Source organism: Pontivivens ytuae, from assembly GCF_015679265.1.
In the GTDB taxonomy this organism is placed as follows: Bacteria; Pseudomonadota; Alphaproteobacteria; order Rhodobacterales; family Rhodobacteraceae; genus Pontivivens; species Pontivivens ytuae.
This window is the reverse complement of sequence record NZ_CP064942.1, coordinates 3,964,056-3,990,071: the sequence shown is the minus strand read 5'-3', so window position 1 is coordinate 3,990,071 and position 26,016 is coordinate 3,964,056. Positions and strand designations below refer to the sequence as shown.

29 protein-coding genes and 1 pseudogene are annotated in these 26,016 nt (G+C 68.7%); 20 read left to right on the top strand and 10 right to left on the bottom strand.

Annotated elements, in window-relative coordinates:
• Positions 1-13 precede the first annotated feature (13 nt).
• Genes miaA through I0K15_RS19905 form a run of 6 tightly spaced genes read right to left on the bottom strand, consistent with a single transcriptional unit; the run spans position 14 to position 4,881 of the window.
• Positions 14-847 carry a tRNA (adenosine(37)-N6)-dimethylallyltransferase MiaA gene (miaA, locus tag I0K15_RS19930; protein WP_230374418.1) on the bottom strand — a complete coding sequence of 278 codons (834 nt, stop codon included), beginning with the start codon at positions 845-847 and terminating at the stop codon, positions 14-16.
• Positions 848-903: 56 nt separating this feature from the next.
• Positions 904-1,503 (bottom strand): ATP-binding cassette domain-containing protein, encoded by a 600-nt coding sequence (locus tag I0K15_RS19925; RefSeq protein WP_230374198.1) that lies wholly within the window; start codon positions 1,501-1,503, stop codon positions 904-906.
• On the bottom strand, positions 1,500-2,192 hold the full coding sequence (modB, locus tag I0K15_RS19920) for a molybdate ABC transporter permease subunit (RefSeq protein WP_196103216.1): 693 nt from the start codon (positions 2,190-2,192) through the stop codon (positions 1,500-1,502). Before modB ends, I0K15_RS19925 begins: the two co-directional genes overlap by 4 nt.
• A 24-nt stretch (positions 2,193-2,216) precedes the next feature.
• Positions 2,217-3,146 (bottom strand): pseudouridine-5'-phosphate glycosidase, encoded by a 930-nt coding sequence (locus tag I0K15_RS19915; RefSeq protein WP_196103215.1) that lies wholly within the window; start codon positions 3,144-3,146, stop codon positions 2,217-2,219.
• Entirely contained in the window at positions 3,143-3,964 is an 822-nt protein-coding gene (locus I0K15_RS19910) for a PfkB family carbohydrate kinase (protein ID WP_230374197.1), read from the bottom strand. Before I0K15_RS19910 ends, I0K15_RS19915 begins: the two co-directional genes overlap by 4 nt.
• Positions 3,961-4,881: an AEC family transporter gene (locus I0K15_RS19905; RefSeq protein ID WP_196103213.1), complete on the bottom strand. Its 921-nt coding sequence runs from the start codon at positions 4,879-4,881 to the stop codon at positions 3,961-3,963. Before I0K15_RS19905 ends, I0K15_RS19910 begins: the two co-directional genes overlap by 4 nt.
• Positions 4,882-4,966: 85 nt before the next feature.
• Between I0K15_RS19905 and I0K15_RS19900 the strand changes: the two are divergent.
• From I0K15_RS19900 to I0K15_RS19885, 4 genes and pseudogenes are all read left to right on the top strand, one after another.
• Positions 4,967-6,565, top strand: a pseudogene (locus tag I0K15_RS19900) (PhoX family protein).
• A 133-nt stretch (positions 6,566-6,698) separates the two neighbouring features.
• Positions 6,699-7,220: a TerB family tellurite resistance protein gene (locus I0K15_RS19895; RefSeq protein ID WP_196103212.1), complete on the top strand. Its 522-nt coding sequence runs from the start codon at positions 6,699-6,701 to the stop codon at positions 7,218-7,220.
• A gap of 206 nt (positions 7,221-7,426) precedes the next feature.
• Positions 7,427-7,900: a hypothetical protein gene (locus I0K15_RS19890; protein ID WP_196103211.1), complete on the top strand. Its 474-nt coding sequence runs from the start codon at positions 7,427-7,429 to the stop codon at positions 7,898-7,900.
• 325 nt (positions 7,901-8,225) lie between these two features.
• Positions 8,226-8,747: a hypothetical protein gene (locus I0K15_RS19885; protein WP_196103210.1), complete on the top strand. Its 522-nt coding sequence runs from the start codon at positions 8,226-8,228 to the stop codon at positions 8,745-8,747.
• Between the two features lie 39 nt (positions 8,748-8,786).
• Here the strand turns inward: I0K15_RS19885 and I0K15_RS19880 are convergent, their stop codons facing one another.
• Positions 8,787-9,185, bottom strand: a complete 399-nt coding sequence (locus I0K15_RS19880; protein ID WP_196103209.1) for a hypothetical protein — start codon at positions 9,183-9,185, stop codon at positions 8,787-8,789.
• Positions 9,186-9,303: 118 nt separating this feature from the next.
• On the opposite strand from I0K15_RS19880, the gene I0K15_RS19875 reads away from it, so the two are divergent.
• The 3 genes from I0K15_RS19875 to tsf all read left to right on the top strand — a co-directional run bounded on the left by I0K15_RS19875 (position 9,304) and on the right by tsf (position 11,616).
• Positions 9,304-9,765: a MarR family winged helix-turn-helix transcriptional regulator gene (locus I0K15_RS19875; protein WP_196103208.1), complete on the top strand. Its 462-nt coding sequence runs from the start codon at positions 9,304-9,306 to the stop codon at positions 9,763-9,765.
• 123 nt (positions 9,766-9,888) lie between these two features.
• A complete protein-coding gene (gene rpsB / locus I0K15_RS19870) occupies positions 9,889-10,665 on the top strand; it encodes a 30S ribosomal protein S2 (RefSeq protein WP_196103207.1) in 777 nt (258 codons plus the stop codon).
• Positions 10,666-10,740: 75 nt separating this feature from the next.
• Positions 10,741-11,616: a translation elongation factor Ts gene (gene tsf / locus I0K15_RS19865; protein ID WP_196103206.1), complete on the top strand. Its 876-nt coding sequence runs from the start codon at positions 10,741-10,743 to the stop codon at positions 11,614-11,616.
• Between the two features lie 393 nt (positions 11,617-12,009).
• Here the strand turns inward: tsf and I0K15_RS19860 are convergent, their stop codons facing one another.
• Positions 12,010-12,327, bottom strand: a complete 318-nt coding sequence (locus I0K15_RS19860; RefSeq protein WP_196103205.1) for a hypothetical protein — start codon at positions 12,325-12,327, stop codon at positions 12,010-12,012.
• A 126-nt stretch (positions 12,328-12,453) separates the two neighbouring features.
• On the opposite strand from I0K15_RS19860, the gene I0K15_RS19855 reads away from it, so the two are divergent.
• From I0K15_RS19855 to lpxB, 13 genes are all read left to right on the top strand, one after another.
• The gene (locus tag I0K15_RS19855; protein WP_196103204.1) at positions 12,454-13,116 is read left to right on the top strand and encodes a YitT family protein; all 663 of its coding nucleotides are present in this window, start codon (positions 12,454-12,456) and stop codon (positions 13,114-13,116) included.
• A gap of 76 nt (positions 13,117-13,192) precedes the next feature.
• Positions 13,193-13,921 (top strand): UMP kinase, encoded by a 729-nt coding sequence (pyrH, locus tag I0K15_RS19850; protein WP_196103203.1) that lies wholly within the window; start codon positions 13,193-13,195, stop codon positions 13,919-13,921.
• Between the two features lie 15 nt (positions 13,922-13,936).
• The gene (gene frr, locus I0K15_RS19845; RefSeq protein WP_196103202.1) at positions 13,937-14,500 is read left to right on the top strand and encodes a ribosome recycling factor; all 564 of its coding nucleotides are present in this window, start codon (positions 13,937-13,939) and stop codon (positions 14,498-14,500) included.
• A 40-nt stretch (positions 14,501-14,540) separates the two neighbouring features.
• Positions 14,541-15,269: a polyprenyl diphosphate synthase gene (gene uppS / locus I0K15_RS19840; RefSeq protein ID WP_196103201.1), complete on the top strand. Its 729-nt coding sequence runs from the start codon at positions 14,541-14,543 to the stop codon at positions 15,267-15,269.
• A 38-nt stretch (positions 15,270-15,307) separates the two neighbouring features.
• Complete coding sequence (locus I0K15_RS19835) at positions 15,308-16,084, top strand: phosphatidate cytidylyltransferase (RefSeq protein WP_196103200.1); 777 nt, start codon at positions 15,308-15,310, stop codon at positions 16,082-16,084.
• Positions 16,085-16,086: 2 nt separating this feature from the next.
• On the top strand, positions 16,087-17,250 hold the full coding sequence (gene dxr, locus I0K15_RS19830; protein ID WP_196105540.1) for a 1-deoxy-D-xylulose-5-phosphate reductoisomerase: 1,164 nt from the start codon (positions 16,087-16,089) through the stop codon (positions 17,248-17,250).
• Between the two features lie 3 nt (positions 17,251-17,253).
• Positions 17,254-18,594, top strand: coding sequence for an RIP metalloprotease RseP (rseP, locus tag I0K15_RS19825; RefSeq protein ID WP_196103199.1), 1,341 nt, complete (start codon positions 17,254-17,256; stop codon positions 18,592-18,594).
• A 144-nt stretch (positions 18,595-18,738) separates the two neighbouring features.
• Entirely contained in the window at positions 18,739-21,015 is a 2,277-nt protein-coding gene (bamA, locus tag I0K15_RS19820) for an outer membrane protein assembly factor BamA (RefSeq protein ID WP_230374196.1), read from the top strand.
• Positions 21,015-21,572 carry an OmpH/Skp family outer membrane protein gene (locus I0K15_RS19815; RefSeq protein WP_196103197.1) on the top strand — a complete coding sequence of 186 codons (558 nt, stop codon included), beginning with the start codon at positions 21,015-21,017 and terminating at the stop codon, positions 21,570-21,572. The genes bamA and I0K15_RS19815 overlap by 1 nt, the downstream gene beginning before the upstream one ends.
• Before the next feature lie 36 nt (positions 21,573-21,608).
• Entirely contained in the window at positions 21,609-22,082 is a 474-nt protein-coding gene (gene fabZ / locus I0K15_RS19810) for a 3-hydroxyacyl-ACP dehydratase FabZ (RefSeq protein WP_196103196.1), read from the top strand.
• 2 nt (positions 22,083-22,084) lie between these two features.
• Positions 22,085-22,885, top strand: a complete 801-nt coding sequence (gene lpxA / locus I0K15_RS19805) for an acyl-ACP--UDP-N-acetylglucosamine O-acyltransferase (RefSeq protein ID WP_196103195.1) — start codon at positions 22,085-22,087, stop codon at positions 22,883-22,885.
• Positions 22,882-23,703, top strand: a complete 822-nt coding sequence (locus I0K15_RS19800; RefSeq protein ID WP_196103194.1) for an LpxI family protein — start codon at positions 22,882-22,884, stop codon at positions 23,701-23,703. The genes lpxA and I0K15_RS19800 overlap by 4 nt, the downstream gene beginning before the upstream one ends.
• Positions 23,700-24,872 carry a lipid-A-disaccharide synthase gene (gene lpxB / locus I0K15_RS19795; RefSeq protein WP_196103193.1) on the top strand — a complete coding sequence of 391 codons (1,173 nt, stop codon included), beginning with the start codon at positions 23,700-23,702 and terminating at the stop codon, positions 24,870-24,872. Before I0K15_RS19800 ends, lpxB begins: the two co-directional genes overlap by 4 nt.
• Here the strand turns inward: lpxB and I0K15_RS19790 are convergent.
• Together I0K15_RS19790 and I0K15_RS19785 are read right to left on the bottom strand one after the other, a co-directional pair.
• On the bottom strand, positions 24,855-25,316 hold the full coding sequence (locus tag I0K15_RS19790) for a YbaK/EbsC family protein (protein WP_196103192.1): 462 nt from the start codon (positions 25,314-25,316) through the stop codon (positions 24,855-24,857). The two genes, lpxB and I0K15_RS19790, sit on opposite strands and share 18 nt — an antisense overlap.
• On the bottom strand, positions 25,313-26,008 hold the full coding sequence (locus I0K15_RS19785; RefSeq protein ID WP_196103191.1) for a hypothetical protein: 696 nt from the start codon (positions 26,006-26,008) through the stop codon (positions 25,313-25,315). The genes I0K15_RS19790 and I0K15_RS19785 overlap by 4 nt, the downstream gene beginning before the upstream one ends.
• Positions 26,009-26,016 lie beyond the last annotated feature (8 nt).

Here is a 26,016-nt window from a genome sequence, read left to right as displayed (position 1 = left end):
CGAGGGGAAGGGGTCAGACCGCCGCGAGCAGGTCCGAAAGCCGCGTCTCCGGCCCGATATCGAGCACCCGCCAGTCCTTCATCCGGTTGCGAAACCAGGTCCGTTGGCGCTTGGCGTATTGCCGGGTGAGGGTGACGGCGCGGTCGCGGGCGTCGTCCAGCGTGAGCTCGCCGCGTAGATGAGCGATCAGCTCCGGCGCGCCGAGTGCCTTGGCCGAGGGGCGCGCCGGGTCCCAGCCGGGCAGGGCGGCACGGGCCTCTTCCAGCGCACCCTCCGCCAGCATCTGGTCGAAGCGCGCGGCGATGCGGGCGTTGAGCCAGGGGATGTCGGGGCGCAGCACCAGCGGCACGGTGGCGGACAGCGGCAGGAGCGGCGGCGGCGTCTCCGCTTGCCAGTCGATCAAGGGGCGGCCGGTCGCCTCCAACACCTCCCACGCGCGCTGCACCCGCATCGGATTGGCGGCGTCAATGGCGGCGAGCGTCGCCGGGTCACGGGCGGCGAGATCGGCGCGCAGGGCCTCGGGACCGAGCGCATCGGCACGGGCGCGCACCTCGGGCGGCGTCTCCGGAATGTCGACCAAGCCACTGGTGAGCGACGTGAAATTGAGCCCGGTGCCGCCGACGATGATCGGGCGGAGGCCCCGCGCGGTGCAGTCCGCCAGCGCCTGCCTCACCTCCCGCAGCCACCGCCCGGTGGAATAGGCGACCTCGCCGGGCACATGGCCGTAGAGCATGTGCGGCGCCCGCGCTTCCTCCTCCGCCGAGGGGCGCGCGGTCAGCACCCGCCAGTCGGCGTAGACCTGCAAAGCATCGGCGTTGATGACCGCGCCGCCGTCCCGCTCCGCCATCGCGAGCGCCAGCGCCGACTTGCCCGAGGCCGTGGGACCCGCGATCAGGACCGGTGTCACGCCAGCCGCCCCTCGGTCATGGTGACGACCTGCGCGCCGAGCGCCTTGGCCTCCCGCGGATCGTGGCTGACCATCAGGAGCCGTGTGCCGCGCCCGGGCAGCTCGCGGAACAGATCAAGCGCAACGGCCTTGCGTGCTTCGTCGAGGGAGGAGAGCGGTTCGTCCAGCAGCAACAGCGACGGCGCCCGCAGCACAGCGCGCCCGATGGCCACCCGCTGCGCCTGTCCGCCGGACAGATCCGCGGGCCGCCGGTCGAGGAACTGCGCGATCTCCAGCCGCTCCGCCACCTCCGCCACGTCGCCGCGCGCACCGTAGAGCAGGTTGCGCCGGACGCTCATATGGGGGAACAGGCGCGGCTCCTGAAAGACCATCGCCATGTCGCGGCCCGCCGGCGGCACCCCGTCGAGCACCCGCCCGCCGACGCACACCCGGCTGCCATTGCCGCGCACCAACCCGGCAACGACGTGGAGAAACAGCGTCTTCCCGGCCCCGGATGGCCCGTGGATCACCGTGATCCCGGCATCGCTCACGAGGTCCGCGGCAAGCGTGAAGGCCCCGCGCTCCAGCCGGGCCGAGATGTCGAGAAACGCACTCACCTCCGCCCCGAGAGCCGCGCGCGGGTCCGCCGCTCCAACCATTCCGACAGGATGAAGGCGGCGACGGCCACGATGACGGAGATCGTGACGAGCCGCGCCGCCGCCTCGTCCCCGGTCGGCGATTGCAGGGCGGAGTAGATTGCGATCGGCAGCGTCCGCGTCTCGCCGGGAATGTTGGCGGCGAAGACGATGGTCGCCCCGAACTCCCCGAAGCCTCGGGCAAATCCCAGCGTCGCGCCCGCCAGCAGACCGGGCAGGGAGAGCGGCAGCGACAGCGTCAGGAACACCCGCCAGCGGGAGGCGCCGTGGATCCGCGCCGCATCCTCCAGCTTCGGATCCAGCGCCTCGATGGAGAGGCGGCAGGCGCGCACGATCAGCGGAAACGCCATCACCCCCGCCGCGATCCCGGCGGCGAGCGTGGTGAACGGCACCGTGATCCCGAACGCGCCGAGCGGGGCGCCAAGCGCCCCGTCCCGCCCGAACAGCGTCAGGAGGAGGTAGCCCACGACGACCGGCGGCAGGACGAGAGGCAGCTGGATCAGGGCCTTGGCGATGCTCTTGCCCGGAAACCGCACCCGGGCCAGCGTCCATGCGGCGAGGTAGGCGAGCGGCAACGCCACCGCCGTCGCGATGCCCGCGACCTGAAGGGACAGGGCGAGAGCCTGCCACTCGGCGTCCGTCAGGTTCATCCGCGCCGCCCTTTCATCTTTCCCTCAAGTACGCCCGCCGGACGCATCCTTCGCCAACTCCACCGCGATCTCGGCGGCGAGCCGGGCGTTGTTCTTCACCAGCGCGATGTTGGCCTCCAACGAGCGTCCATTCGTCAGTTCGAAGATGCGTTGCAGGAGGAACGGCGTCACCTCCTTGGCGGCGATGCCCTGCGCCTCGGCCTCGGCCAGGGCCTGCACGATGATCGGGTCGATCTCGGCGGCCGGGATCTCGGCGTCGGCCGGGATCGGATTTGTTACAAGTTGACCCCCGGGGAGCCCGATCCTGTAACGCATCCGATGGGCCGCCGCGATCTCGCCTGCGCTGTCCATCCGCAGCGGCACCGGATGTTCCGACGCCGCCGACCAGAAGGCGGGCAGGCGGTCGGTGCGGTAGCCGATGACGGGCACGCCGAGCGTCTCCAGCACCTCCAGCGTCTTCGGCAGGTCGAGGATCGCCTTCGCCCCCGCCGCGACCACCGTCACCGGGGTTTCCGACAACTCGCGGAGGTCGGCGGAGATGTCGAAGCTTGTCTCCGCCCCGCGATGGACCCCGCCGATGCCACCCGTGGCGAAGACTTCGATCCCGGCGAGGCGGGCGCAGATCATGGTGCCCGCGACGGTCGTCGCACCGGTCGCGCCCGACGCCAAAGCCGCCGCGATGTCGGCGCGGGAGAGTTTCAGGACGCCTTCCGCCTGCGCCAGCGCGTCCAGCGTTTCCGCATCAAGGCCCATGCGGATCGCGCCGTTCATCACCGCCATCGTGGCAGGCACGGCGCCCGCGTCGCGGATCACCTGCTCGACCTTGCGCGCCGTGTCGCGGTTCTGCGGCCAGGGCATGCCGTGGGTGATGATCGTCGACTCCAGCGCCACCAGCGGGCGGCCGTCGCGGCGAGCGGCCTCGACCTCGGCGGAGAAGATCAGGAGGGCGGTCATGCGGTGTCTCCGGTCAGGTGGCGGGCGGCGGCGGCCAGGGCTTCGTCGAGCGCCGCGGCGTCGTCAAGGCCCCGCAACTCGGCCGCGATATGGCCCGCGACGAGCGCATCGCCCGCGCCGGTGACGCTGCCCAAGGCCGGGCGGGGCAGGGCGCTGGTCGTTCCATCGGCTCGTGCGAGCACTGCGGCCCCGGCTCCGGCAGTGACGAGCGCGAAGCGGGCGCCCCGTTGGATCAGCTCGGTCGCCGCGCTCTCGGGCCCCGCACGCCCGGTCAGGGCGGTGGCTTCGGAGAGGTTGGCATAGACCCCGGCGCCGCGCGTGATCAGAGGGAGCAGGTGGACTGCCTTCGCCGCGCTCGCCGGAACCAGGCGCAGGTCGGAAAAGGCGGGAAGGGTTGCGAGTGTGGCCTCCGGCAGGTTGCCGTCGAGCACCACGGGGCCGTCCGTCGTCGCGAGCCCGTCGATCAGCGTGGCGGCGCCTGCCTCCAGCGCCCGGGTGTCGGCGATGGCGGCGACGAGGGCGCCGCTCCCATCCTCGATCGCGATGTAGCGGTCGGTGGGTGCGGCAATTCTCTGCAGTCGCAGGGTAATTCCAGCTTCAGCGAGCGCGGCCGCGAGCTCCTCCCCCGCCGGATCCGAGCCGATCGTGGCGGCGAGCTCCACCTCGACACCCGCCCGGGCGAGTGCGAGCGCGACGTTGCAGGCGACACCGCCGGGGCGCCGCTCCACCACGCCGGGCAGGTCGTTTCCGAACGCCACGCGGCCCTCGGCCCGCGCGATGATGTCCCAATGGGCCGCACCGATGCAGAGCACGCTCATCCGATCCATCCCAATACGAAGGTCAGCGTCACCACGCTCAGCACCGTGGAGAACAGGATCGCGGTGGAGGCGCGCTGCGGTGCGACCTCGTAGTGCTGCGCGATGATGTAGATGTTGCCCGCCACCGGCATCGCCGCCGTCGCGATCATCATGGAGGCCGCGAAGGGCTCGATGTCGAAGACGAAGAGCGCGAAGACCGCGACCACCAGCGGATGCACCACCAGCTTCAGCGAGGAGAGCCAGAGTGCGACGCTCGCCCGCTCCGCCGACTTGCCCGCCAGCGAGGCGCCGATAGCAAAGAGCGCCACGGGCGTCGCAGCGGAGCCCAGCACGTCGAGGAAATCGGCCATGGGGCCGGGGACTGGCGCGCCCGCTAGCGACCAGAGCAACCCGGCGCTGATCGACATCACCATCGGGTTCTTCAGAAGGCCCATGCCGATCGTGCCGAAGGTCGAGAGCCCCAGTCGCCCCCGGCTGCCGACGATCACCGCCACGATGACCGAGCCGAAGACGATGAGGTCCACGCAGAGCACCATCAGCACCGGTGCGGCCGCCCGCTCGCCGAACAGCGCCACCAGCATCGGGATCGCGAGGAAGCCCACATTGCCGATCACCGCCGTCTGCGCCTCGACCGCCGCGACGGCCGCACCCTGCTTGCGGACGACGGCCACGGCGGTGGCGAGCGCGTAGACCAGCACGGAGGCGAGGAGATAGCAGCCGAGGAAGGTCCAGTCGGTCAGCGCCGAGATCTCCAGCGTCGCGGTGAAGTTGAACAGCATCGCCGACAGCGCGAAGAAGAAGACGAATTTTGTGAGCACCGCCGCGGCCTCCGCCCCGAAGAAGCGGGTCGCCGCCGCCGCGTAGCCCAGCCCGATCAGCACGAAGAAGGGCAGCGTCTTGGCGATGATGGGGAGCATGGGCGGGTCCGGCGCGAAAGTGGTTCCGCCCGTGTAGCACGGATTGCCCCCGCCGCCAGCGTCATCGAACCGTATCCGTCTCGTCATGCAACTGACGCGCGACCGCAATGCGCGGCTGTCACGCTGCCGTCATCCAGCCGAGGAGGAGACCCCGATGAGCCAGATGAAACTCGACCGCCGTGCGCTGCTGCGCGGAACGGCCACCGCCGCACTCGCCGTGCCGCTGTCCGGCCTCTACAGCCGGCAGGCGATGGCGCAGGGCCGGATGGAGCCGATCCCCTCGCCCTACGGCCCGGTGCAGCCGGTCGCGGACCGCACCACGGGGCTCTACCTGCTGCAACTGCCCGAGGGCTTCACCTACCAGTCCTTCGGCTGGTCGGGCGATCTGATGATCGATGGCAACCCGACGCCGATGGAGCATGACGGGATGGCGGTCGTCCGCTCCCGCCTCGTGAACGGCGAGCCGGAGATCACGTTGATCCGCAACCACGAATCGAAGGTGCTGCCCGAGGTCGGCCTGATCCAGGCGCCCGCGACCTACGACACCGCCGATGTGACCGACGACGACGTGACGGGGCCGCTGTCGGGCGGCACGACGAAGATCGTCTACCGCTCCGGCGCCTGGGCCGAGGCAGAGCCGACGCTGGGTGGGACCATCGACAATTGCGCGGGCGGGCCGACCATGTGGAACACGTGGCTGACCTGCGAGGAAGACCTCGCCGATTTCACCAGCGAGGGCGGGCGCAAGCACGGTTACGTCTTCGAGGTGTCCGACCAGCGGGGCGAGACCACGGGCAATCCCATCGTCGCGATGGGCCGGATGGATCACGAGGCCGTTGCCCTCGACCCGCGCACGGGTGCCGTGTTCCTGACCGAGGACGACCGCAACCAGGCGGGCCTCTACAAGTTCGAGCCCAACGACACGTCCCGCCGCCTCGGCGCGCTGGAGCAGGGTGGCACGCTCTAAATGGCGAAGATCGCGGGGATCGACAAAGCTGACCTGCTGGATCCTGCGATGGGCGAGACGCACCAGCTCGAATGGGTGGAGATCGCGGAGCCCGACATGGACCCGCAGCCCTTCACCGAGTTCCCGCATGACGAGGAGAACACCGCCTCCGGCCCCTTCGTGCAGGGCCGCGACCAGGGCGCGCTGCGATTCTCGAGGCTCGAGGGGATCTGGTACTCCGACACCGACCGGCTGATGTATATCGTCGACACCTCCGCCGGGCGTGGCGAGCATGACGGCGTGGCCGACGTGATCGGGCGCGGCGAGGGGGCGGTCTGGACCTACGATCCGGCCAGCGAGACGATCTCCTGCGTGTTCAAGTCGGATAACCCGGTGGCGGGCAACAACCCCGACAACATCACCGTCAGCCCGCGCGGCGGCGTGCTGCTCTGCGAGGATGGCGGCGGTGTCGAGGATGCGTTCGGCCCCGGCGAGCGGCTGCTGGGCCTGACCCCGGCGGGCGAGACCTACATCTTCGCGAAGAACAACGTGCAGCTCGAACCGGCGGACATCCAGTCCGCAGGCAAGGCCACGACCTTCATCGAGCCGGGCGACTATCGCGAGGACGAATGGGCAGGTGCGACCTTCGATCCGTCGGGGCGCATCCTCTTCGTGAACGCCCAGACGCCCGGGATCACCTTCGCGATCACGGGTCCGTGGGAACGCGGGCTTCTCTGACGCCACCGTCCCCGGCGTTGCGCGGATGCAACGCCGGGGGCACGCGCGCATCACGCGCCGCACCTGCCCCATTCCCGCCACAACTGCCCGTATAGGTTGCGCCCGGGGGACACGTGGGTAGGGGACCTTCTCGATGCCGATCCTGATCATGTTGCTGGGTGCCATCGGTGCTGCGGCCATCTGGTACTGGCGGATCAAGGCGGCGCGCGAGATGGGCGGCGAACTGCTCGATGCGGCGAACGATGTGCGGCTGGCGGCGCGGCGCTTCGGATACCGGCGCAAGCACAACGTCCATCCCGGCGACAGCATCGACGATCCGCGTATCGCGGCGACGGGGCTGTTGATTGCAATCGCAGAATCGGACGGCGCGCTGACGGCGGCGGAGCTCGAGGCCGTCCGGCTGGAGATCCAGCGGGTCTTCGATATCGCGTCCGAAGAGGCAGACGAGCTTATCGCCGTCGGGCGCTGGGTCATCGGGCAGTGCGGCGGCGCGCAACCGGCCCTGCGGCGTCTCGCAAAGCGGTTGCGGGTGCTGGCGGGCGGCGACGTGCTGCCGGACCTGATGAAGATGGGGTCGGCCGTGGCGGCGGTCGGCGGCAACAATATCGAGGCACAGGAGGCCATCGCGCAGATACGCCGGACGATTGCGAACTGAAACCAAGGCGGCCCGGGGGTGTGGTGACGCTACGTCACTTTTCGGCGAAAATCCGCTCAATCAACGGTTGAGTAAAATTGGTCAAATTCTTGCCGCATTCTCGGTGGTAGGCTGTTTTTCGCTATCAATGCGAACAAACCGGGATTGCCGCCATGTCCCCCCTTATCCCTTTTGCCGGCCTCGTCGGGCTGGCTGCTCTATTCTATTTGAGGCTCCGCATCACGCCGGGTCTCGGTCGTGATCTGATCGCCGCGGCGCGCGACGTGCGCACTGCGGCGCAACGTTTCGGCTATCGCCAGCATGCCGATGTGCATCCGGGCGACAGCGTCGATGATCCGCGCATCGCCGCCACCGGCCTTCTCATTGCCCTGTCGCAAAGCCAGGGCGGCGTGTCCGCACCCGAGATGGAGGTGATCCATGCGGAGGTGCAGCGCGTCTTCGACATCGACTCCGATGAGGCTGACGAGCTGATCTCCATCGGGCGTTGGCTCGTGGAGCAGTGCGAGGGGCCGCATCCCGCGATGCACCGTCTCGCGCGTCGTCTGCGCTGGCTCTCCGGCCCCGCGGTGCTGCCCGATCTCGTCGCGATGTCGGAGGCGGTGAGCGCCGCCGCTCACCGCGCCGAATCCGATGAGATGGGCGAGGCGATCGCCGACATCCGGCGGGTGATCGCCCACTGATCCGACCTGCCGGGCAGGTCCGCGCCGCGACCGGAGGGACCTCCGGTCGCGATGCGTTTTGTCGCAGTGACAGCCCCCGCGCTTGAAGATCGGCGGCACACCGCCGAAATCACTCATGCCGTAACGAAAGTTTTCATTAACCGTTCGTCGATATGGACGAGGGGCGTTGGGCGTGGCAGGAGACGCGCCGAACGAGGACAGCCGGGTCGCAATACAACCGCGCCGATTGATTGAAACGACGCGTTCCCGCCCCGGTTTTGTCTCATTCTTGCCCAAGGGTGCGGGCAAGGTCTCCCACAATAAGTGGAGTTCCGGGGGGAAACAGATGACCACGACGACGATACTCTTCGCATTGGCGGGGCTGGTTGCATGCGCACTTTACTGGGTGTGGCTGCGCGCGCTCTGCATTCAGGCCGGTGAGATCGCGGGGGCAACGGACGAAGTGCAGGTTGCGGCGTTCCGCGTCGACTATCGCTGCAAGGCCGGCGTTCATCCGGTTGATACCATTGAGGATCCGCGGATCGCAGGCGCAGCCATCCTGATCGCGCTGGCCGAGGTCGAGGGCCGCACCGATCCGCTGGAACAGCAGTCGATCCTGCGCGAGGCGCGCCGCCTCTTCGCCACGGATCCTGAAGAGACCGACGCCATCGTCGCCGTCGCCGCCTGGATCGTCGCGCAATGTGGCGGTGCGCAAGGAGCGATGGGCCGCCTGCCGCATCGCCTGCGGGCGCTGGCCCAGGACAAGATGTCCCCCGAACTTCAGCGCCTCGCCGACATGGTGACGGAGCAGGGCGAGATCGCCGCTGCCCCGAAATCCGCTGGCCTGCGCCCGGTCGGCGCCGCCTGATCCGGTCTGGCCGCCCCGGATGGGACGGCCGAGGAGGCGTCAAAGCGCCTCCGGATTGCCCGGCACGATCCGCGCGATGTCGCCCCGGCTCTCACCGCTCGTCCGGTCGAGCGTGAGGATCGCGCCGTCCCGCTTGTGCACCACGGTGCAACTGCCGCGCGGCCCGTTTTCCCAGTCGACGCAATAGCCTGCGCCGTCAAGCTGCCACGTGCCGACAAGTTTCACGCCGTTCGGCAGGTCCGCGGCGACGTAGCCGTCCGGCCCGTAGAACATCGGCGCCTCGCCGCCATTCGGCCCGCCCGGACCCCCGGGGCCGAGCGTGTAGTAGACTGTGTTTCCGGTCAGCAGCCCGTCGAGCTGCGCGCTGTCGAGAGGCGTCTCCGCAGATGCAGCCGCCGCACCGAGGGTGAGCAGGGTGGCCATGATCGGTCCTTTCATCGGATATCTCCTTACCGAATATCGTCAAGCATCCTGACGATCTCTGCGCAAGGCGATTCTGTCAAGTTACCTGACAATGTGCCTTGCGCCTGAGCCGCCGCTCTGGAACAACGGCTCCATGGACAAGCGTGTCGATCATGTCGGGGTAGACCTCTGGCTGGCCTTCGAGGCCTACAAGGCTGCGATGTATGCGGGCCTTGCCGACCATGGCTTCGGCGATGTCACCGTGGCGGACAGCGACACGCTGGTGCTGATCGGGCCCGGGGGCATCGCGCTCTCCGACCTCGCGCGCCGCCGCCATGTCTCGCGCCAGGCCGCGCACGAGCAGGTGCACGCGCTGGTCCGTCGCGGCTACCTCGAAATCGTGCCGGACCCGGATGACGGGCGGAAGCGCCTCGTGCGCCGCACCGCGAAGGGGCGGGAGATGAATGCGGCGATGTCGCAGGTGAAACGCGAGCTCCAGGCGAAGCTCCTCGACCGCCTCGGCCCCGACGGGATGGAGGCGCTGCGCCGGGCGCTCGCGCTGGTGACGCACGAAACCGCGCCGCAGCCCCTTGCAACCGGCGCCGAACCCGAGTAACGCACCGCTACTCAATCCCGCAGGCGGGGGCGGGCGGTTCGGGGAGACATCCCGAGGCGTCCACCGGTTGGGCCAGATGGTCCTTTCCCCTCGCCGAGGCGAAACCGGAAAGGAAATGGACGAATGGCTCTTCCCGAGTTCACGCTTCGTCAGCTTTTGGAAGCTGGCGTTCACTTTGGCCACCAGACGCACCGCTGGAACCCCCGCATGGGTCAGTACATCTACGGCGAGCGCAACGGCATCCACATCATGGACCTGACGCAGACGGTTCCGCTGCTCGACGCGGCACTCAATGCCGTCCAGCAGACCGTCGCGAAAGGTGGCCGCATCCTCTTCGTCGGCACCAAGCGCCAGGCCCAGAAGGCCGTGGCCGAGGCCGCGGAGCGCTGCGCGCAGTACTACATGAACCACCGCTGGCTCGGCGGCACGCTCACCAACTGGAAGACCGTGTCGAACTCCATCGCGCGGATGAAGACGCTGGATGAGCAGCTCGGCGAGGGCGCATCGGGCTTCACCAAGAAGGAGCGCCTGCAGCTCGACCGTGAGCAGGCGAAGCTGACCGCATCGCTCGGCGGCATCCGCGACATGGGCGGCGTGCCCGACCTCATCTTCGTGATCGACACGAACAAGGAGCAGCTCGCCATCCAGGAAGCCAAGAAGCTCGGCATTCCGGTCATCGCGGTGCTCGACACCAACTCCAACCCCGAGGGCATCGACTACCCGATCCCGGGGAATGACGATGCGGCCCGTGCCATCGCGCTCTACTGCGAGCTGATCGCCCGCGCGGCGCTTGACGGCATGTCCGAGCAGCTCGGTGCTGCCGGCGTCGACCTCGGCGAGATGGAAGAGGGCTTCGAGGAAGAGGCCGTCGCCGCCGAAGAGACCCCGGCCGAGGCGTAAGCCACGCCCACCGTCACAAATCCTTTGCGCGTCCCCGGTAGCGGGGGCGCGGACGTTCCATTCAGGAGACAGGCAATGGCAATCACCGCTGCACAGGTGAAGGAACTGCGCGATCAGACCGGCGCAGGCATGATGGACGCCAAGAAGGCGCTGACCGAGACCGACGGCGACATGGAAGCCGCCGTGGACTGGCTGCGCACCAAGGGCCTCGCCAAGGCCGCCAAGAAATCCGGCCGGACCGCGGCCGAGGGCCTCGTCGCGGTGAAGGCCGACGGCGGCACCGCCGTCGCGGTCGAGGTGAACTCCGAGACCGACTTCGTCGCCCGCAACGCCGAGTTCCAGGAGATGGTGGGCTCGATCGCAGGCGTGGCCATGGGCGTGGACTCCACCGAGGCGCTGGCCGAGGCGGATCTGGGCGGCAAGGCCGTCAAGGACGTCGTCACCGACAAGGTCGCGACGATCGGTGAGAACATGGCGCTGCGCCGCATGGCGAAGGTCGAGGGCGACGTCGTGGCCTCCTACGTGCACGGTGCGGTGGCCGACGGCATGGGCAAGATCGGCGTGATCGTCGCGATGACCGGCGGCGACGCGGCCTTCGGCAAGCAGGTCGCGATGCATGTCGCGGCGACCAACCCGGCGTCGCTCTCCGAAGACGATCTCGACCAGACCCTCGTTGAGCGCGAGAAGCAGGTCCTGACCGAGCAGGCCCGCGAAAGCGGCAAGCCCGACGCGGTGATCGAGAAGATGATCGTCGGGCGGATGAAGAAGTACTTCGAGGAGGTCACCCTCCTGAACCAGAAGTTCGTGATGAACCCAGACGTGACCGTGGGCCAGGCGGCCAAGGACGCGGGTGCGACCATCACCGGCTTCGCCCGCGTCGAGGTCGGCGAGGGCATCGAGAAGGAAGAAGAGGACTTCGCAGCCGAGGTCGCCAAGACCATGGGCGGCTGAGCCCCTTCAACGGACTGATCAAGGCGCCGCGCGAGACATCGCGCGGCGTTTTGCTTTTGGGAGGTCGGAAACGCCGTCGGTGCGAAGAGATGAGGGCCGCGTCCTCCGAGGCGGGGTGAGGGTGAACGCCGTCTCGCAAACGCTCCAGTGGAGCGTTTGAGGCGTGAACGGGCGGAGCCCGGGGCGGGCGCGGCCCGGCGGTGCCGCCGGGTGGGAGTGTTGTTTGGTGTTCTACCACCCCGGACTTGATCCGGGGCCTTTCGCCACGAAGCGCTTCGGTTCGGAGCGGTCCCGGCGCTGCGGCCGGGACGGCAGCGCGGGTTGCCACCCGGGGCTGGACCGGCCAGCGGCATAGGACCTTGCTGGGTTCGGCTCCTTCCTCAGCCAAGCCCATCACCTGGGATCAGCCGTCGCGATCCGGGGCGCGCCGTGCCCGCCGTCGCCGCGGTAGCGCATCCGGTTGCCGTTCACCTCTATGGTCTCGCGGTCCTCGCCGAGATCCTCGGTACCCAGTGTCGCGGTCCGGCAGAAGAGGCCGTCTTCCCAGGTCCAGGTCCCGATCAGGTCCAACCCGTCGAAGCGGCCGGTCAGGCGTCCGTCGGCGTGGATCGTGAACTGGTCCGGGCCGATGCGGAACGTGCGGCCGGCGCAGGCCGCACGGAAATCGGCGCGGGTCAGGATGCGTCGCCAGCTTTCGTCGGTGCCTGACATCGGCTTCTCCCGTTCCGTCCTCGACATCGTGGTCCGGCCATCCCTCCGCTTCGGGAGATCCCCGGGTCAAGCCCGGGGATGACCACCAAACCTTGACCTCGGCCAGCATCGCGCAATGTCTGCCGAATGTCTCTTTTGCACCGCAACAACGAAGCCGGTCAGCTCGCCCGCCGCCACGCGCAGTGGGAGGGATCGGCGACGGAGCATACCGCGCTGGAGGACGGGCAGGGGATCGCGGCGGGGGTGATCGTGACGGCGCTTGGCCTCGCGCTCTATCAGGCGGCGGGGCTGGTGACCTCGGGCATGGCGGGGCTGGCGCTGGTGCTGTCGTACCTGACCAACTGGGACGCGGGCCTCCTGTTCTGGCTGCTGAACACGCCGTTCTACGTGCTCGCCATCCTGCGCATGGGTTGGTCCTTCACGCTCAAGACGTTCGCGGCGATCACCGCGCTGTCGGCCCTGATCTCCTTGCAGGGCGAGTGGCTCAGCCTCGGCGGCATCGCGCCCGCCTATGCCGCGATAACCGGGGGCGTGCTGATCGGCTTCGGCCTCCTCGGCCTCTTCCGCCACCGCGCGAGCCTTGGTGGGGTGGGTATCCTCGCGCTCTACCTGCAGGACCGGATGGGGTGGAAACCGGGGCTGGTGCAGCTCGTCATCGACCTCGCGATCTTCGCGCTCGGCCTTGCCGTACTGCCGCTCGACGCCATGGGCTGGTCGCTGCTGGGGGCCGTCGTGCTCAACCTGTTTCTCACGGTCAACCATCGGCTGGATCGTTACATCGCGCGGTGAATGCCGCTCGCTTTCCCGTTGAAACAGGCAGGGTTTCCGGGCAGGGTCCGCGCGACCCGCCACAGGAGACTCGCCCATGCCGGAAGGTACGCCCGCGCCGCTCTATTCCCGCGTCATGCTCAAGATCTCCGGCGAGGCGCTGATGGGCGACCAGGGCTTCGGGCTCAACCCTCCCACGGTGGAGCGGATCGCGCGGCAGGTGCAGGAAATCCACGCCATGGGCGTCGAGGTCTGCATGGTGATCGGCGGCGGCAACATCTTCCGCGGGCTCCAGGGCTCGGCGCAGGGGATGGAGCGGACGACGGCCGATTACATGGGGATGCTGGCCACCGTGATGAACGCACTGGCCATGCAGTCCGCGCTGGAAGCGCTCGGCATCAACACCCGCGTGATCTCCGCCATCCCGATGGACCAGGTCTGCGAGCCCTATATCCGCCGCCGCGCCGTGCGCCACCTGGAGAAGAAGCGGGTCTGCATCTTCGCCGCCGGAACCGGCAATCCGTACTTCACGACGGATACGGCGGCGACGCTGCGCGCCAACGAGATGAAGTGCCAGGCGATCTTCAAGGGGACGCAGGTTGACGGCGTCTATGACAGCGACCCGAAGTCGAACCCGGATGCGAAACGTTACGACACCGTGACCTATGACGAAGTTCTGGCCAAGAACCTCAAGGTCATGGACGCGTCGGCCATTGCGCTGGCGCGGGACAACAGGCTGCCCATCATCGTCTTTTCCCTCGCGGAGCCCGGCGGACTGGCCGGGGTCTTGAGCGGTCAGGGAAAATTCACCATGGTGGGCCAATAAGGACGAGGGGAATACATGTCCGAAGAGATCGACATCGATACAGATGCGCTGGCCAAACGCATGGACGGCGCGCTTACCAGCCTGCGCGGCGACTTCGCGAGCCTGCGCACGGGCCGCGCCTCGGCCTCCATGCTCGATGTGGTCGAGGTCGATGCCTATGGCTCGATGATGCCGATCAATCAGGTCGCCACGATCAACGTGCCCGAGCCGCGCATGGTCACCGTCAACGTGTGGGACAAGTCGATGGTGGGTGCGGTCGACAAGGCGATCCGCAACGCGGGCCTCGGCATCAACCCGGTGATGGACGGCACGACGCTGCGCCTGCCGATCCCGGAGCTGAACGAGGAGCGCCGCCGCGAGCTCGCCAAGGTCGCGGGCCAGTATGCCGAGAACGCCCGTGTCGCGGTTCGCAACGTGCGCCGCGACGGAATGGACCAGGTGAAAAAGGCCAAGTCCGCGGGAATGGCAGAAGACGACCAGAAGGTCTATACTGACGAAATCGAAGAGATCACCAAGTCGCACATCGCGAAGATCGACGCCGCCCTGGAAACCAAACAGGAAGAGATCATGCAGGTCTGACGGCCTGCCTCGATCTTCACGCCGCAACGCGAGGTGCGCCATGCCCGCAAAACGCCCCAGCAACGTCGCCATCATCATGGACGGAAACGGCCGCTGGGCGGTCCGCCGCGGCTTGCCGCGCGTCGCCGGCCACAAGAAGGGGGTGGACCGCGTGCGCGAGATCGTACGCGCGTGTCCCGATTTGGGCGTCAAGACACTGACGCTCTACGCTTTTTCCACTGAGAACTGGAAGCGCCCGGTCTTCGAAGTGGCCTCCCTGATGCGCCTGTTCCGCATCTACATCCGGATGGAGGCGGCCGCGCTGGAGCAGAACGGGGTCTGCGTGCGCTTTATCGGCGAGCGTGGGCCGCTCGACGACGATATTCAGCGGATGATGGCGGGGCTGGAGGCGCGGACGGCGCACAACACCCTGCTGACGCTGCAGGTCGCCCTCAACTATGGCGGCCGGGACGAGATCGCGCGGGCAGCAAAGCGCATGGCGCGCGACGCGGCCCTCGGCAAGCTCGATCCGGATGCGGTCGATGAGGCCACCGTGTCCTCCTATCTCGATACGGCCGCTTGTGCGGATCCGGAGCTCGTGATCCGCACTTCCGGCGAGCTGCGCACCTCGAACTTCCTGCCGTGGCAGGCCGCCTACTCGGAATACGCCTTCGTGCCCGAGTGCTGGCCCGATTTCACGGCACAGCAATTCGGCGAGATCCTCGACCAGTTCGGCACGCGAGAGCGCCGCTTCGGGGATGTGACGGCCGCGCAGGGCGGGACGGCTTGACGCTCGACCCTGCCAAATTCGCCGACCTCAGACTGCGAATGATCTCCGCCGCCGTGCTGGGCGGCGTGGCGCTCGTCGTGTTCCTGTTCGGGGGCCTGTGGAGCGCCACGCTGCTCGCCATCGGCACCGCCGCCATGATCTGGGAGTGGCGGGAGATGGTCGTGGGCAAGGGGCAGGGGCTGCGCCTGCGCGCGCTGCCCATGGTTCTGGCTGGTCCGGCGGGCGTGCTAGCGGCGGGTCTCGCGAGCCCCGCGGTGGGTTTTGCCGTGCTGTTGGTGCTGCTCGGCGCCGGGGTGCTGGCGGAGCGGGCGCGGCTGCGCTTCATCGTGCCGGGCGTGCTCTATATCGGCATCGCGATGATCTGCATCGAGGCGATGCGCAACGACTTCCGCTTCGGCTTCCTCGCGGTGCTCTGGCTCGTACTGGTTGTGATCGCGGTCGACGTGGGCGGCTATTTCGGTGGCCGGATCTTCGGCGGGCCGAAGCTGTGGCCCGCGGTCAGCCCCAAGAAGACCTGGGCGGGCCTCATCGGCTCCGTCCTCTTCGCGCAGATCACCGGGTTCCTCTTCGCGATCCTCACGCCGGTGCCCTACGCGGCGGAGGTCGCTTTGATGTCCGCGCTGGTCGCGCTGATCGCCATCGGCGGGGACCTACTTGAAAGCTCTGCGAAGCGCTATTTTGGAGTGAAGGACTCCAGCCGCCTGATGCCGGGCCATGGCGGGATCCTCGACCGGCTCGACGGGCTGATGGCCGCGGCGCTTTTCGTGGCGGCGGTCAGCTTCCTGCGCGGGCAGAACATATTCCTGTGGGGATGAGCATGCGGCGTATCTCGATCCTGGGCGCGACGGGCTCCATCGGAGCCTCGACACTGGACCTGATCGACCGGGCCGGCGGGGCGGAGGCGTTCGACGTCGTCGCGCTCACCGGCAACTCCAACGTCGCGAAGCTGGCTGAAACGGCGATCCGCCTGCGCGCGGACGTGGCGGTGACCGCCGATGCCGCACGGCTCGACGACCTGCGCAGCGCCCTTGGCAACAGCGGGGTCGAGGCGGCCGCGGGGCCGGAGGCGCTGGTGGAGGCCGCGAGCCGCCCCGCCGACTGGATCATGTCGGCGATCGTGGGCGCCGCGGGCCTCGCGCCGACACTTGCCGCGGCGCGGCAGGGCACCGCACTGGCGCTCGCCAACAAGGAAAGCCTGGTGTGCGCCGGGCAGCTCGTGCTCGACGCCTGCGAGGGTGCGGGCACGCAGCTCCTGCCCGCGGACAGCGAGCATTCGGCGATCTTCCAATGCCTCTGCGGCGAGCGTCAGAAGGAGGTGGAGCGGGTGATCCTCACCGCCTCCGGCGGCCCGTTCCGCGACCGCAGCCGGACGGAGATGGAGAGCGTCACGCCCGAGCAGGCCGTCGCCCATCCCAACTGGGACATGGGCCAGGGCATCTCCATCGACAGTGCGACCATGTTCAACAAGGCGCTGGAACTGGTTGAGGCGAAATACCTTTTCGACCTGGAGCCGGGGCAGCTCGAGGTCATCGTCCACCGCCAGTCCATCGTCCACTCCATGGTGGGCTTCGCCGACGGCTCCCTCATCGCGCAGCTCGGACCGCCGGATATGCGGGGCGCCATCGGCTACGCCCTCAACTTCCCCGCCCGCGTCGACCTGCCGGTGGAGCGGCTTGATTTCGCGAAGCTCGCGCAGCTCGATTTCGAGGCACCCGACCCCGACCGCTTCCCCTCGCTGCGCATCGCGCAGGAGGTGCTGCGCAAGGGCGGGCGGGCCGGAACGGTGATGAATGCGGCGAAAGAGGCCGCGATGGCGGGATTTCTCAACAAACAGATCGGTTTTCTCGACATGGCCGACCTTGTGGACCGTGCGCTCGACGCCCTACCTTGCGAAGGCGAGCCCGGGGCGCTCGACGAGGTTCTGGCGCTCGACGCGGACACACGCACCCGCGTCGCGGCGTGGATCGAAGGAAGGGACTAAGCGATGGAATTCATTTCGGACCTGCCGATCATCGGCGGCTTCCTCGGCGCGGTGCTGCCGTTCATCGTGGTCATCGCCATCGTCGTCTTCGTGCATGAGTTCGGCCATTACATCGTCGGGCGCTGGTGCGGCATCCATGCGGAGGTCTTCTCCCTCGGCTTCGGCAAGGAGCTGTGGTCGCGCACCGACAGCCGCGGCACGGTCTGGCGCATCGGCGCGCTGCCTCTGGGCGGCTACGTCAAGTTTCTGGGCGACGCGGACGGGGCAAGCCGTCCTGATCAGTCTGCGGTCGAGGGAATGGATGCGGAGACGCGGGCGCGCAGTTTTCCCGGAGCGGCCCTCTGGAAACGGGCGCTCACCGTCTCGGCCGGACCCATCGCCAACTTCATCCTGACCATCGCGATCTTCCTCGGCTTCATCGCCTGGAACGGCCTCGCGGTGGAGGAACCGGTGATTGGGGGCATCCCGGACTCCGTCGTCTCCGCCACGCCGCTGCAGGCCGGCGACATCGTGCGCCAGGTCGGTGACACGGAGGTGACGACCTATGTGGAGATGGTCGAGGCGTTCTCCGACCTGCCGAGCGACACGACCACGCCCTTCCTCGTCGAGCGTGATGGCGAGGTCCTGACCCTCGCCGTGCCCTATCCGCGGCCGCCCTATGTCGTGGGCGTGCGTCCGCTCTCCGCCGCCAGCCAGGCGGGGATCGAGGCGGGCGATCTGCTGCTCTCGGCCAATGACAAGCCGCTGCCGGACTTCGACGCGCTGCTCGCCGCGGTCGGCAATTCCGAGGGCGTGCCCATCGACATTACCCTGCGCCGCGGGGACGAGACGATGACGATGACCATGACCCCGCGGGTCGAGGACGTGCCGACAGCGGACGGGTTCGAGCGGCGCGCCATCATTGGCGTGACCGTCGGCACCTATATCGAGCCCGCGGTACGCACCGCCGGTCCGATCGAGGCGCTGAGTGTTGCCACCTCCCGTATGTTCGCGATCATCACCGGCACCATCGACGGGATCGGCCACATGATCGCGGGCAGCCTGAGCCCGTCCAACATCAACGGGCCGGTCGGCATCGCCCAGGTCTCGGGTGAGACGGCGGGGCAGGGGCTCACCAACTTCATCCAGCTCATCGCACTCATCTCCACCGCGATCGGGCTGATGAACCTGTTCCCGATCCCGGTGCTCGACGGCGGGCACCTCGTCTTCTACGCGATCGAGGCCGTGACGGGGCGTCAGCCCAAGGGCCGGTGGGTGGACATCGCGATGGCGGTGGGTCTCGCTATGGTGTTGTCCCTGATGGTCTTCGCAACGTATAACGATCTGAGCAGGCTGTCGCTCTAGCACCACAGCGCGGCGCCTCTGAAAAACACAGTAAAACCCACACCAAAAGAGGGTCAGGGGCAGATGCGGGTATCGATCGTTCGGGGAATCAGGCTCCCCGCGTTCAACTTTGTCTTGGCGGCATTCGTTTTCATCGGTGCGCTGGTGCCACATCAGCCAGTGCTCGCCCAGGCCGGCGGCTTCGTGCTTCAGGGCATCGAGGTGCAGGGCAACCGCCGGATCGAGGCGGAGACGATCCGCATCACCACCGACCTCGTCCCCGGTGAGACGGTGACTGCGCGCGACGTGAACGACGCGGTGCAGGCGCTGTTCGCGACCGGCCTCTTCTCCGACGCGCGCATCGAGGTGAACCCGCCCGTTCTGACCGTGGTGGTCGAGGAGAACCCGTCGATCAACCAGATCGCGTTCGAAGGCAACAGCATCGTTTCCGACGACGTGCTGCGCAGCGCCATCGATCTCAGGCCGCGGCTCGCCTTCAACCGCGCGGCGGTGGAGTCCGATGCCGCGCGCATCATTGACGCCTACCGCTCCGTCGGGCGGCTGGATGCCGAGGTGAACCCGGTCATCATCGAGCGCTCCGACAACCGCGTCGACGTGGTGTTCGAGATCAGCGAAGGCGACGTGACCGAGGTCGAGCGCATCACCTTCGTGGGCAACGAGGTCTTCTCCGACAGCGACCTGCGCGGCGTGATCGCGAGCCGTCAGGCGGGCCTCTTCTCCTTCCTCTTCGCCGGTGACACGTTCGAACAGGACCGCCTGCGCCTCGACGAGGAGCTGCTGCGCCAGTTCTACCTCGAGAACGGCTTCGCGGAGTTCGAGGTGGAGAGTGCGGTGGCCGAGCTCTCGCCCGACCGCGATGCGTTCTTCATCACCTTCACCGTCAGCGAGGGGCCGCGCTACACCTTCGGCGAGCTCGGCATCGACAGCTTCGCACCGGGACTGGAGCCGCAGGACTTCGACGGGGCGATTGCCATGTCCACGGGCGACGGTTTCGACCAGCGCCGGATCGACGACACGATCGAGAACATGCTCGACATCGCCGGCATCCAGGGCTTCGCCTTCGTCGACATCGTGCCGCGCGTCGTCCAGAACTTCGAGGAGCGCACGGTCGACGTGATCTTCGAGGTGCAGGAGGGCGATCGCGTCTTCGTCCAGCGCATCGATATCTCCGGCAACACGGCGACGCTCGACCGCGTCATCCGGCGGGAGTTCGAGCTGGTCGAGGGCGACGCCTTCAACGCGCGCCAGGTGCGTGAGGCGACGGACCGTCTGCGCGGCCTCGGGTATTTCGGCGCCGTCGACGTGGACGTGCGCGAGGGGACGGCGCCCGACCAGGCGGTGATCGACGCCACGGTCGAGGAACGTCTGACGGGCTCGATCAACTTCGGTATCGCGTTCTCGTCGGCCTCGGGCCTCGGGGGTACGGTCGCGCTGCAGGAGAACAACTTCCTCGGCCGCGGTCAGCGGGTCGGGGCGGAGTTCTCGATCGACTCCGATCGCAGCATCTACTCCTTCTCCTTCGATGAGCCCGCCTTCCTCGACCGGGAGGTCGGGGTCGGCTTCGACGCCTATTTCCGGGAGATCGAGCGCGAGACCTCGAACTTCGACGAGACCAATATCGGGATCGAGCCGCGGGTGAGCTTCCCGCTCAGCCCGAACGGTTCGCTTCAGGTCCGCTACCGCCTGTCGCAGGACGACATCGAGGGCAGCGATCCGGAGGACGTGTCGCAAGCGATCATCAACGACGAGGGCTCCGAGATCACCTCGTCTATCGGTGCGACCTACGCCTATGACCGCCGCAACTCACGCGCGGCGCCGACGGCGGGCTATCTGCTGACGCTGTCGACCGACCTTGCGGGTCTGGGCGGCGACGCGCAGTACCTGCGCAACGTGGCGCGCGGCCGGATCTACCAGTCCTTCCGCAACGACGACATCGTCACGTTCCTCGAGGTCGAGGGCGGCGCGCTGGTCGGCGGTGACGACGGCGTGCGGGTCACCGACCGCTTCTTCCTCGGCGGACAGTCGTTCCGCGGCTTCCAGTCCGGCGGCCTCGGCCCGCGGGACCGCTTCGACAACGGCTCGAACCGCGACATCGACTCGGCGCTTGGCGGCAACTACTACGCGGTGATGCGGGCGCAGGCCTCCTTCCCGCTTGGCCTGCCGGAGGAGCTGGGCCTCTTCGGCGGCGTCTTCGCCAATGTCGGCACGCTCTGGGGCCTCGACGACACCACGATCGAGGGCGATCCGGTCCGCGGCACCTTTGAGGTCGACGACGATCCGGAGTTGCGCTCGGCCGTCGGCCTCAGCCTCTTCTGGGACAGCCCGATCGGTGCGCTGCGCATCGACTATGCCGAGGCGATCCAGACGGAGGAAGGCGACGATCTGGAACGCTTCCGCCTGACGGGCGGCCGCCGCTTCTGATGCGTCTGGCCTTCGTCGCGGCGCTGCTCCTCGCTCTAGCGGGGACAGCCGCCGCGCAACCCCTCGCGGGCGATCCGCCGACCCGCATGCCGATCGGCGGTGTCCTCCTCGTCAACCCGACCGCGGTGCTCGAACGCTCCCGCACCGGGCAGGCGCTGATCCGGGCCAACCGTCTGGCGCGCGAGCGGCTGGTGGCCGAGGGGGAGCAGATCTCCTCGGCCTTCGAGCGGGAGGAGCGCGCGCTCGCCGCCCGCCGTTCGGTCCTCAGCCGCGACGAGTTCGCCGAGATCGCCGCCGAGTTCGACGAGCGGGTCCGCGCCGCGCGGGCCGAGCAGGACCGCCGCGCCGCCCAGCTCACACGGGAGGAGGAGGAGCGCGAGCGCGCCTTCGCCGAAAGCCTCAACCCGATCTATGCGGAGATCATGCGGGACACGGGGGCGGCCGCCATCCTCGACCTGCGCGATGTGGTCCTCGCCAACACGGTGCTCGACATCACGGCGGAGGTGATCCGCCGCCTCGACGCCCGCCAGCTTGACCAGGGGGAGGCCGGAGACTAGGCCTTTCCACGCACTGCCCGAAAGGAGAGACCGCCGATGTCCGAGGCTTCGACCGACTTCAAGACCACCGCCGACCTCGCCGAGATCAAGCGGATGATCCCGCACCGCTATCCCTTCCTGCTGGTCGACCGGGTCGAGGATATGGTGGAGGGCAAGTACGCGAAGGGCGTGAAGAACGTCACCGCGAACGAGCCGCATTTCGAGGGGCACTTCCCGGCCGAGGCCGTGATGCCCGGCGTCCTGCAGATCGAGGCGCTCGCCCAGACCTCCGCCGTCCTCGTCTCCGCCTCGCTGGGCCTGATCGACAAGCAGGCGCTGGTCTACTTCATGACGGTGGACGAATGCCGCTTCCGCCGGAAGGTGGTGCCGGGCGACGTGCTGCACCTGCATGTCGAGACCATTCGCGGCCGCGGCAAGGTGTGGAAGTTCAAGGGCGAGGCGAAAGTGGGCGACGAACTCGCCACCGAGTGCGTCTTCGCCGCGATGATCGTTCCGCCCGAGGGAGCCTGACAATGGCCATCGCCGACAGCGCCATCATCCACCCCACCGCCATCGTCGAGGACGGGGCGGAGATCGGGCCCGACACGCGGGTCGGTCCCTACTGCATGATCGGGCCGAAGGTCCGGCTCGGCGCGGGGCTGGAGCTCTTCTCCCACGTGGTCGTGGCAGGGGATACGGCGATCGGCGACGGCACGCGGATCTGGCCCTTCGCCTCGGTCGGGCATCAGCCCCAGGACCTGAAATATGCCGGTGAGGCGACGCGGCTGGAGATCGGCGCGCGCAACATGATCCGCGAGTCCACCTCGATCAATCCGGGGACCGAGGGCGGCGGCGGCCTTACCAGTATCGGCGACGACAATCTCTTCATGCTCGGCTCTCACGTGGGCCATGACTGCAAGCTCGGCAACCGGATCGTGCTGGCGAACAACGCCGCCATCGCCGGGCACTGCACGGTCGAGGACAACGTGATCATCGGCGGTCAGTCCGGTGTGCATCAGTTCTGCCATCTGGGGCGCGGCGCCATGATCGGCGCCGTCTCGATGGTGACGAAGGACGTGATCCCCTACGGCTCCATCGTCGGCAATCGGGGCGCGCTCGCCGGGCTCAACATCGTCGGGCTGAAGCGGCGCGGGGTGGAGCGGGCACAGCTCCATGCCCTGCGCGCCGCCTACCAGGCGATCTTCGTCGACGGGGCGGGCACCTTGCAGGAGCGGGCGGCGCGGACCCGGGACGACCATCCGGACAATGCGCTGGTGCAGGAGATCACGGGCTTCATCCTCGCCGATCACAGCCGCTCGGTCGCCACACCGTGAGCGGCCCCGACGGCCCGCTCGGCATCCTCGCGGGGCGCGGCGACCTGCCGAAACGGATCGCAGAGGCGCGTGCGGCGGAGGGGCGGCCCTATCTGGTGGTCGCGCTCGAAGGCTTTGCCGGAGGTTGGGCTGACGCGCATCCCCACGTCACTGCCCCGATTACCGGCGTGCGCCGGATCCTCGACGCGCTGCGCGGCGCGGGCTGTGCCCATCTCGTGATGGCGGGCGGCGTGGAGCGCCCCTCGATCAACCCGCTCGCCCTCGACCGCAAGGCGCTGAGCTGGCTGCCGCGCCTCGCGCCGGCGCTGCGGAAGGGCGACGACGCGCTGCTGCGCACTGTGCGCGGCCTCTTGGAGCATGAGGGCCTGACCCTGATCGGCGCCGACGAGGTGCTGGAGGATCTGCGCGTGGCGACCGGCGTTCTCGGCACCCATCAGCCCAATCGCGAGGATCAGGAGGATGCGGCCCGCGCCGAGGCGATCCTCGCCGCCCTCGCCCCGCTCGACGTGGGGCAGGGCGCGGTCGTCGCCTTCGGCCAGGTGCGCGGGATCGAGACGATCCAGGGCACCGACGCGCTGCTCGACTTCGTGGCGCGGACCCATGATGGCGACCGCGCGGGTGTTTTCGTCAAACGCTCGAAACCCGGCCAGGACCGCAAGCTCGACATGCCCACGATCGGGGTGGAGACGGTGCGCCGCGCCGCCTCCGCGGGCCTGCGCGGCATCGTGATCGAAGCCGACGCCGTCCTGATCCTCGACCGCGACGCGGTGATCGCCGAGGCGGACGCCGCCGGCCTCTTCCTGTGGGCACGGCCATGAAGCTGTTCCTGATCGCGGGCGAGCCCTCGGGCGACAAGCTGGGCGGCGCGCTGATGGCGGGCCTCGGCGAACTCGACCCCGGCGTGGCGTTCCACGGCATCGGCGGCCCGCTGATGCAGGCGGAGGGGATGGAGAGCCTCTTCCCGATGGAGGAGCTTAGCGTCATGGGCCTCACCGAGGTGCTGCCGCGCCTGCCGGGCCTGTTGCGGCGGCGGGACGAGGCGGCGGAGGCCGTGCTCGATCTGAAACCCGACGCGCTCATCACCATCGACAGCCCCGATTTCTGCCTGCGCGTCGCCGCCAAGGTAAAGGCGAAACGCCCCGATCTGCCGGTCATCCACTACGTCGCCCCCTCTGTCTGGGCGTGGCGGGAGAAGCGGGCGGTGAAGATGGCGCGGCACGTCGACCACGTGCTCGCCCTGCTGCCCTTCGAGCCGCCCTATATGGAGGCGGCGGGCATGACCTGCGACTTCGTCGGCCACCCGGTGGTCGCCGAACGTCCGCCGTCGGTCGGCGAGGTGCAGGATCTGATGGCGGAGCTCGGCCTCGACCCCGAACGCCCGATCGTCGTCGTGCTGCCGGGCTCGCGCCGCGGCGAGGTGGAGCGGCTGGCGGAGCCCTTCGGCGCGGCCCTCGGCCTGATCGGCACACCGGACATGCAGGTCGTGGTGCCCACGGCCGGGGCGGTGACGGATCTGGTGGCGGAGAAGGTCGCGGACTGGCCGCTGGAGGCAAAGCTCCTCGACCCGCGCGGCATGGCCCCCGATCTCGCCGAGGCGCGCAAGCGCAGTGCCTTTGCCGCGGCGCACTTGGCGCTCGCGGCTTCCGGCACCGTGGGGCTGGAACTCGCCATGGCGGGCTGCCCGGGGGTGATCGCCTACAAGATGGCGCCGATCACCACCTTCCTCGTGCGCCGGGCGGTGAAGGTGAAATATGCCAATCTCGTCAACATCCTGCTGGATCGCGACGCGGTGCCCGAACTGCTCTTCGACGCCTGCACGCCGGGCAATATCGCCGCGGCTCTCGACGCACTGCTGGAGGATCCGAGCGCGCGCGTCGCGCAGCAGGCGGCAATGGCGAAGGCGATGCGGATGCTGGGGCAGGGGGGCGAGCCGCCCGGTCTGAGGGCGGCCCGTTCGGTGCTGGACCGGCTAGCGCGGCAGGAGTGAGGCGCCCGTCGCCTCCACCAGCGCCTTGGGCGAGACGGTGAAGACATGGCGCGGCGTCCCCGCCGCCGCAACTACCCCGTCGAAATCGAGCAGCCGCGGGTCCATGTAGGTCGGCAGCCTGCTCAGATGCCCGATCGGGGCGACGCCGCCGATGGCGAACCCGGTCTCGCTGCGCACCTGATCGGCATCGGCCCGCTCCAGCGCGACACCGGCGACCTTCGCGGCCACCTTCATGTCGAGCCGCGAGCCGCCCGCCATCAGGAAGAGGTGGAGGTCGCCACCCACGCTCGCGAAGATGAGCGACTTCACGATCTGGTCGAGCTCGACCCCGCAGGTCGCCGCCGCCTCCTCGGCCGTGCGGGTGGAGGCGGGCATCTCCAGCACCACGATCTCGAGCCCGAGATCGTCCGCCACCTGCCGCACCCGCTCGACCGACTTGCTCATGACGGCAGCAAAGTTGCGGTCATGGCGCTCGCGCAGCGCTCGGCCAGGCCCGTCACCAGCGCGTCGACTTCGCCGACCGTGATGCCGCGGGTCGAGGCCGTCTCCGGCAGTGGTTCGGAGACGGTGCAGCGCGCGCGTCCCGCCGTCTCGCCCGTCAGCGTGTCGATCACCGCCAGCGTTCCCACCATGTTGAGCGTGAACCTCTCCGTTCCCAGGCCCATGACCTTGCCGTTTGCCAGAATGTCATAGCGCACGCTCTCCATATCGACCAGCAGGCCGGAGAAGCCGACGCCGCGCGCGGCGCCGATCGCCTCGGACCGCTGTTGGGCGGAGGTGGTGGTGGGCGAGCGCAGGGTGCGCAGGCGGCTGCCCGATTGTGCGACCAGTGCGGCGCCGACGCTCTGCTCCGTCAACGCGATCGGGTCCACCGTCGGCTCCGGGATCGATCCGATGCGGGAGGTGGCGAGCTGGGTGACGTTGAAGACGGCGACGAAGGCGGCGGCGGCGAGCGAGGTCTGCCCCTGCGTCTGTGCGCCCGGAACGCCACGGCGCAGGCTGGTCGGCCGGTTCTGGACGACTGCGACCTCGCGGCCCTGCATCAGGCTGAGATCGGCAGCGGTGTCGGGCTGGACGATGTCGCAGGCCGACAGGAGCACACTCGCGACGGCCGCGAGCAGGATGGAACGGTTCATGATGTGAT

Bases quoted from the DNA above. Each gene is read 5' to 3' on its own strand.
- miaA (WP_230374418.1), bottom strand. From the start codon at position 847: ATGGCGGAGCGGGACGGCGGCGCGGTCATCAACGCCGATGCTTTGCAG.
- modB (WP_196103216.1), bottom strand. From the start codon at position 2,192: ATGAACCTGACGGACGCCGAGTGGCAGGCTCTCGCCCTGTCCCTTCAG.
- I0K15_RS19915 (WP_196103215.1), bottom strand. From the start codon at position 3,146: ATGACCGCCCTCCTGATCTTCTCCGCCGAGGTCGAGGCCGCTCGCCGC.
- I0K15_RS19910 (WP_230374197.1), bottom strand. From the start codon at position 3,964: ATGAGCGTGCTCTGCATCGGTGCGGCCCATTGGGACATCATCGCGCGG.
- I0K15_RS19905 (WP_196103213.1), bottom strand. From the start codon at position 4,881: ATGCTCCCCATCATCGCCAAGACGCTGCCCTTCTTCGTGCTGATCGGG.
- I0K15_RS19895 (WP_196103212.1), top strand. From the start codon at position 6,699: ATGCCGATCCTGATCATGTTGCTGGGTGCCATCGGTGCTGCGGCCATC.
- I0K15_RS19885 (WP_196103210.1), top strand. From the start codon at position 8,226: ATGACCACGACGACGATACTCTTCGCATTGGCGGGGCTGGTTGCATGC.
- I0K15_RS19880 (WP_196103209.1), bottom strand. From the start codon at position 9,185: ATGAAAGGACCGATCATGGCCACCCTGCTCACCCTCGGTGCGGCGGCT.
- I0K15_RS19875 (WP_196103208.1), top strand. From the start codon at position 9,304: ATGGACAAGCGTGTCGATCATGTCGGGGTAGACCTCTGGCTGGCCTTC.
- rpsB (WP_196103207.1), top strand. From the start codon at position 9,889: ATGGCTCTTCCCGAGTTCACGCTTCGTCAGCTTTTGGAAGCTGGCGTT.
- tsf (WP_196103206.1), top strand. From the start codon at position 10,741: ATGGCAATCACCGCTGCACAGGTGAAGGAACTGCGCGATCAGACCGGC.
- I0K15_RS19860 (WP_196103205.1), bottom strand. From the start codon at position 12,327: ATGTCAGGCACCGACGAAAGCTGGCGACGCATCCTGACCCGCGCCGAT.
- I0K15_RS19855 (WP_196103204.1), top strand. From the start codon at position 12,454: ATGTCTCTTTTGCACCGCAACAACGAAGCCGGTCAGCTCGCCCGCCGC.
- pyrH (WP_196103203.1), top strand. From the start codon at position 13,193: ATGCCGGAAGGTACGCCCGCGCCGCTCTATTCCCGCGTCATGCTCAAG.
- frr (WP_196103202.1), top strand. From the start codon at position 13,937: ATGTCCGAAGAGATCGACATCGATACAGATGCGCTGGCCAAACGCATG.
- uppS (WP_196103201.1), top strand. From the start codon at position 14,541: ATGCCCGCAAAACGCCCCAGCAACGTCGCCATCATCATGGACGGAAAC.
- I0K15_RS19835 (WP_196103200.1), top strand. From the start codon at position 15,308: ATGATCTCCGCCGCCGTGCTGGGCGGCGTGGCGCTCGTCGTGTTCCTG.
- dxr (WP_196105540.1), top strand. From the start codon at position 16,087: ATGCGGCGTATCTCGATCCTGGGCGCGACGGGCTCCATCGGAGCCTCG.
- rseP (WP_196103199.1), top strand. From the start codon at position 17,254: ATGGAATTCATTTCGGACCTGCCGATCATCGGCGGCTTCCTCGGCGCG.
- I0K15_RS19815 (WP_196103197.1), top strand. From the start codon at position 21,015: ATGCGTCTGGCCTTCGTCGCGGCGCTGCTCCTCGCTCTAGCGGGGACA.
- fabZ (WP_196103196.1), top strand. From the start codon at position 21,609: ATGTCCGAGGCTTCGACCGACTTCAAGACCACCGCCGACCTCGCCGAG.
- lpxA (WP_196103195.1), top strand. From the start codon at position 22,085: ATGGCCATCGCCGACAGCGCCATCATCCACCCCACCGCCATCGTCGAG.
- lpxB (WP_196103193.1), top strand. From the start codon at position 23,700: ATGAAGCTGTTCCTGATCGCGGGCGAGCCCTCGGGCGACAAGCTGGGC.
- I0K15_RS19790 (WP_196103192.1), bottom strand. From the start codon at position 25,316: ATGAGCAAGTCGGTCGAGCGGGTGCGGCAGGTGGCGGACGATCTCGGG.
- I0K15_RS19785 (WP_196103191.1), bottom strand. From the start codon at position 26,008: ATGAACCGTTCCATCCTGCTCGCGGCCGTCGCGAGTGTGCTCCTGTCG.